Source organism: Microcoleus sp. N9_A2 (genome assembly GCF_036701775.1).
Lineage (GTDB): Bacteria > Cyanobacteriota > Cyanobacteriia > Cyanobacteriales > Microcoleaceae > Microcoleus.
This window is the reverse complement of record NZ_JAUBRH010000117.1, coordinates 1-5,678: the sequence shown is the minus strand read 5'-3', so window position 1 is coordinate 5,678 and position 5,678 is coordinate 1. Positions and strand designations below refer to the sequence as shown.

The 5,678-nt window shown below is 44.6% G+C and carries 4 protein-coding genes and 1 tRNA gene; all 5 read left to right on the top strand.

Translation table 11 applies throughout. The features are described from left to right. Window positions 1-135 precede the first annotated feature (135 nt). Entirely contained in the window at window positions 136-489 is a 354-nt protein-coding gene (locus tag QUA44_RS29950) for a hypothetical protein (protein ID WP_333257453.1), read from the top strand. Window positions 490-551: 62 nt separating this feature from the next. Then, window positions 552-2,684 (top strand): excinuclease ABC subunit UvrC, encoded by a 2,133-nt coding sequence (uvrC, locus tag QUA44_RS29945; RefSeq protein WP_333257456.1) that lies wholly within the window; start codon window positions 552-554, stop codon window positions 2,682-2,684. A gap of 151 nt (window positions 2,685-2,835) precedes the next feature. Next, a tRNA-Gly gene (locus QUA44_RS29940) sits at window positions 2,836-2,906 on the top strand. A gap of 387 nt (window positions 2,907-3,293) precedes the next feature. Next, window positions 3,294-4,010: an actin-binding WH2 domain-containing protein gene (locus tag QUA44_RS29935; protein WP_333310086.1), complete on the top strand. Its 717-nt coding sequence runs from the start codon at window positions 3,294-3,296 to the stop codon at window positions 4,008-4,010. A gap of 29 nt (window positions 4,011-4,039) precedes the next feature. After that, window positions 4,040-4,750 carry a hypothetical protein gene (locus QUA44_RS29930; RefSeq protein ID WP_333257461.1) on the top strand — a complete coding sequence of 237 codons (711 nt, stop codon included), beginning with the start codon at window positions 4,040-4,042 and terminating at the stop codon, window positions 4,748-4,750. The last annotated feature ends 928 nt before the right edge of the window (window positions 4,751-5,678 follow it).

Genomic DNA, 5,678 nt, shown 5'->3' with positions numbered 1-5,678 from the left:
AGTTGACAGTTGACAGTTGACAGTTGACAGTTGACAGTTGACAGTTGACAGTTGACAGTTGACAGTTGACAGTTGAACGAAGTTCGCCTTCGCAGACTGAAAAATAAATAGGGTTTTTAAGCCGGATTTGATCGGATGACTAAATTTTACGAATTACTCGCTCGCATTCAAAAAAAACCGGGAATGTACATGGGTTCCCCTTCTATCAGCCACTTATTTATGTTCTTGTGCGGATATCAACACGCCCGCGATTTGCTCGAAACCCCGTTCACAGAACAAGAGGAAGAATTTGCAGAATTTCAGCCTTGGCTGCAAAAGAGATTTGCTGTTAACACCTCCGCTTCTTGGGCTAAAATTATTCTCTTCTATTCAACTGATGAAAGTCATGCTTTTGACATTTTCTTTGATTTGCTGCAAGAATTTATTAAGGATAAATATCCGTTGGATAAGGTAGATGATAATAAGTCTGCGGTTTTGATTTGTGATTGATTCCCTAGACTCGGATAACAGCGTTACAATGGTATATATAAGTCAGAAAATCTCAAATTTATATGCCATCGATAAAAACGCTGCCGCTAATTAAAGATGCAGAACGCTTAGAAAGTCGCCTCAAAGAAATTCCGGCGGTTCCGGGTGTATATTTAATGCGCGATGAGGGCGATCGCATCCTGTACATCGGCAAATCAAAAAGACTGCGAAACCGCGTCCGTTCCTACTTCCGCGAAACCCAAAATCTCAGTCCCCGCATCGCGATGATGGTGCAGCAAGTGCGCGAAATTGAATTCATCGCCACCGACACAGAAGCAGAAGCTTTAGCGTTAGAAGCAAACCTCGTAAAACAGCACCAACCTTACTTTAATGTACTCCTAAAAGATGATAAGAAATATCCTTATTTGTGCATAACTTGGTCGGAGGAATACCCGCGCATTTTTATCACCCGCAAACGCCGCGCAGGTAGTGCAAAAGACCGCTATTACGGCCCCTACGTCGATACAGGGGCGCTGCGGAGTACGCTGCATTTAATTAATCGGATTTTCCCGCTGCGGCAGCGCCCTCAACCGTTGTTTAAAGACCGTCCCTGTCTGAACTACGACATCGGGCGCTGCGTTGGCGTTTGTCAAGGGTTAACTTCGCCGGAGGAATACCGAAAAATTATCCAAAAAGTAGCGATGATTTTTCAGGGAAGAACTCAGGAATTACTCGATTTGTTAGCGCCGCAAATGGAACAAGCTGCCGAAGATTTAAACTTTGAAACGGCGGCGCGCATTCGCGACCAAATTAAGGGTTTGCAGTCTTTGAGTGCGGGTCAAAAAGTATCTTTGCCAGACGATACGGTTTCCAGAGATGCGATCGCCCTTGCGGCCGATAGTCAGCACGCTTGCGTTCAATTGTTCCAAATTCGCGCCGGTCAATTGGTCGGAAGATTGGGATTCATGGCGGAAATACCCCCCCAACCCAGGGCGGACACGGGGGGGCAAGAGTTATCTCAATCTCTTGTAAAAGATGGGCAAGAGTTATCTCAACTTTCTCTTTCCTCCCCCCCTTGCCAAGGGGGGGAACGAGGGGGGGTAGAGGCCGGAGCGATTTTGCAGCGGGTGTTGGAAGAACACTATCAAAATGTCGAATCCGTAGAAATTCCCAGCCAAATTTCAGTACAGTACGAATTGCCAGAAGGGGAAATATTAGCAGATTGGTTGAGCAACCGTAAGGGGCGAAAAGTTACGATTTTGACGCCGCAGCGGCAAACTAAGGCTGAGTTGATTGAGATGGTGGAACGCAACGCTGAGTATGAATTGGCGAGAATGCAAAGATTGAGCGATCGCAATTCTCAAGCAATGCAAGATTTAGCAGAAATTCTCGATATGCCAGAAGTTCCTCGCCGCATTGAAGGTTACGATATTTCTCATATTCAAGGTTCTGACGCCGTAGCTTCCCGCGTCGTATTTATTGACGGTTTGCCGGCTAATCAGCACTACCGCCATTACAAAATTAAAAATCCTGAAATTAAATCTGGTCATTCTGATGATTTTGCTAGTTTAGCAGAAGTTATCGGTCGCCGATTCCGAGGAGTGAAGGGAGAAGGAAGTTCGGCAGCGGATTTAACGGATGGGAAGAAGGAAGAAGAAAGAAGTTCGGCAACGAGCAATGTACGGGATTTAACGGATAGAAGAAAGAAGGAAGATGAATTGAGTAATGTAGGAGAACCGGAAGAAATTAGTAGTTTGTCTTCGGTTTCTCATACTATTTCCGACAAACCCGACTTAATTATGATAGATGGTGGCAAAGGTCAACTGTCAGCAGTTGTGGCTGTTTTGCGGGAGATGAATTTGCTAGAAGAGTTGCGCGTTGTCAGTTTGGCAAAGCAGCGAGAGGAGATATTTTTGCCGGGGGAATCTTTGCCACTGCCAACTAATTCTGAGCAGCCAGGGGTACAATTATTGCGCCGGGTGCGGGATGAGGCGCACAGATTTGCTGTGAGTTTTCACCGGGATCGAAGAAGCGAGAGAATGAAGCGATCGCGCCTTGATGAAATTCCCGGATTGGGACACCACCGACAAAAACAATTGTTAGCACATTTTCGGTCGATCGACTACCTGCGTTTAGCAACTCCCGAACAGTTGGCAGAAGTTTCTGGGATTGGGCCGCGTCTGGCGCAGCAAATTTACGATTATTTCCACCCGTAAAGCCTTACGCAGCGTGGGAGAGGGGGATTTTTGGGTGGATTGGGCGATCGGGGCGCAAGTCCCTATTCAGCCAGTGTGAGGGAGGTATTCAAAAATTTTGCACAGGCCTATTGCAATCCCCAGAGACTTGTGGTAAGTTTAGTTTCTGTGTGCGGGCATAGTTTAGTGGTAAAACTTTAGCCTTCCAAGCTAACTATGCGGGTTCGATTCCCGCTGCCCGCTTACGTCTATAAGAACCTCAAACCAACGATAAATCAACGGTTTGAGGTTTTTTATTGCTGATTTTCTCGGTTTTCAAGGGGTCTGGTTGACTAGAAATTGACTAGAAATTGGATACAAAATGACTACGATTTGACGACGGAACGACCAAACTGAGTATCAACTGAGTATCCAATGAGTACCCGATCGCCCTTTTTGGAGACAATTTGGAGACAAATGAATACAAATTGAATACAAAGCATAACTGTATTCAGTTTGAGCCGTTTAGCTTTGCAAGTATCTCTCAAAACGCCTCCACATCTCAGCTTGTGGTGAGCTGGGTACAAAAATAATGAGTTAACATAGAGTGCCCTGATTTGGCAAGATTGCCGATCGAACTCAGCTTGAGTTATGACTGATTCGGAATCGCATCAATCACAAGGAGAAGCCGTGAAATATTTTTCAGTAGTAATGAATTTGCTGCGGGAACGGCAACAATTTCTCGAAGAAATTCGCCAAGGTGTCAAGCTCAAATCAAAAATTTTTGGTTTGTTGATTTCCAGTACCATATTTTTTGGGATTTACGGAGCAATATTAGGTGCATCTAGTACGTGGATGCAATGTCTCGTTTCAGCAATCAAGTTGCCAGCACTTTACTTGCTGACACTGATTATCTGCTTTCCCACACTATACTTTTTTAATGTCATGTTTGGTTCAAAACGAACTTTTGAACAGTATTTGACATTGTTGATGACAGCGATGGCGATGATTAGCGTTTTGCTGTTTGGATTTGCACCGGTCAGCCTGTTTTTTCTAATCAGCAGTACCAATTACACTTTTTATCTGTTGCTGAATGTTGCTATCATGGCAATTACAGGATTTTTGGGGGTAAGTTTCATTTATCAAGGAATGCACTTTCTGTCCGAACAAGATGCCGAAGGCAAAGACATCAGGCTAAATATTTTGCGCTTCTGGTTGGGACTTTATGCGTTTGTTGGCAGTCAGTTGGGATGGACGCTGAGACCGTTTTTTGGCGCACCGGGCCAAGCTTTTGAACTGTTCCGAAACCGAGAAAGCAATTTTTATATGAGTCTGTGGCAATCAATTATGTCTCTGGGAGGATCGTAATTAATCGCAATTTAAGGAGATTTTAAATAGTGATACAAGCAGATTTGGATGAATTGAAAATTCCTGAAAAGGAGTTAGATGATTTGAGTGGAATAGCTTTGAGCGACGGTTTTGCAGCGGATTTTTACCGACCTGCGGCACTCCGGGACGGCAAAAAGCTGTTTGCTCTTTTGTTCCATGAGTTGTTGATATTTTGCGTGACGCTTGTTGTATCGCTGCCTGTGGCTTTGCTGGTCAATAAACATAATGTAGGTTCAGTTAACGATGCTGAGATATTTGTCCGGGTTTTACAATTAACTTTCGGTTTTTCGCTGGCGATTACTGTTGCTTGGAATGTCTATAAATGGGTAAAGGCAAAGCCTCTGGCAACGCTGGCGGGTCTGCTGGATGAAGTTGAGAAATATCATGAGGTAATTCAGGCTTTAGATATTATCGATCGCCTAACGGCTGCTGGCAATTTACAAGCCAATTTAATTAACCGAGGAGATGCAATTGAAGCCTTACAAATCACTCGAGAAAGTTTAGTCTGTGCTTTGAAAACAGAGAGGATTCTCAGGGAAAATCAGCAATTTATAGGTCGCCGTTACGAGTTATTTGCTAATATTGAAAGTAATTTGGCTGCTTTGATGGCATTGGATGTGAGCGATCGGGCGTCTGAATACGGGCGGTTACTAAATGAGGCTTTGGAGATTGGGATGAGCGTGCACAAAGAGGTAAGAAAGTTGCAAAATGGACGTTAGAGTTGTTGCAGAGTTCCTGGTTTGTTGTAAAAGTAGTAACTGAGATCTTGCACCATGCTCAAGAACAGGCATCCTGCCTGTGCCACAAAAATTTAATTTTCTTGTGGGGTGGGCATCCTGCCCGCCCATGATATCAATTCCGATGTGCGATTCGTTTAACCAAAATGAGCAGAAATACTTAGGGACGGTTAGCCTGGTTCAACAGAACCTTGATAACTGATTACACATCTAGGTGCAGGGTTCCTCCCTTAGTCCTAGCCTCCAAGTGCAGGAGTGAAAGCATTTTCCCTATGTTGTTGGGTAGCAACCAACAGGATAAAGCGGGGATCAAAGGCAGAAAGACTTCTAGCCGAATGAGGTAGCTGTCGAGCAAGAACTTATGCGTAGCGAAAGCAAAAATGTGTCTGAACCACCGTTATGATAGATGGTCAAACGGCTTATAGACCAAGCCCAAAGGCAAGGATAGGGCGTAAGCAATTATCGGATTGACTTACAAGCACTGCCCAAAAACCCGGTGGATAGCATTACGCTAAAAGTTCAACCAATGTGTAATCGGAACGAAGTAAAGCGCTCACAGCCCTTAAATAATTAAGTAGGTTGCTAGCTATAAGCTGTGAGTGTGAGGGATGGTCGCAGAAGCCAATGCTTTGTTGTAATGACAGAGATAAGCTGACAGCACCGGGTAGCGTAAAAGGCAGGGTCTTTAGTAGCCCTTTACAAGCCTAAAACCTGGGAGCAATCTTAAGGTGGGATTTAGGGGTAAACAGGAATCTGTCAAGCAGTAAGAAAGAGAATATATCTTCAGAATACTGTATCCATGACCAGGATTATGTTACTTAGGAGCCGTGTGCGGTGAAGCGCGACGTGCAAAGTCGCATTTGATGAGTAGAGAGCCGTCTCTCTCTGGGGTACTTCTCCTCAGTCCTCG

What these genes read in the sequence shown, in the direction of transcription:
- QUA44_RS29950 (WP_333257453.1), top strand. Translation starts at nt 136, where the DNA reads ATGACTAAATTTTACGAATTACTCGCTCGCATTCAAAAAAAACCGGGA.
- uvrC (WP_333257456.1), top strand. Translation starts at nt 552, where the DNA reads ATGCCATCGATAAAAACGCTGCCGCTAATTAAAGATGCAGAACGCTTA.
- QUA44_RS29935 (WP_333310086.1), top strand. Translation starts at nt 3,294, where the DNA reads ATGACTGATTCGGAATCGCATCAATCACAAGGAGAAGCCGTGAAATAT.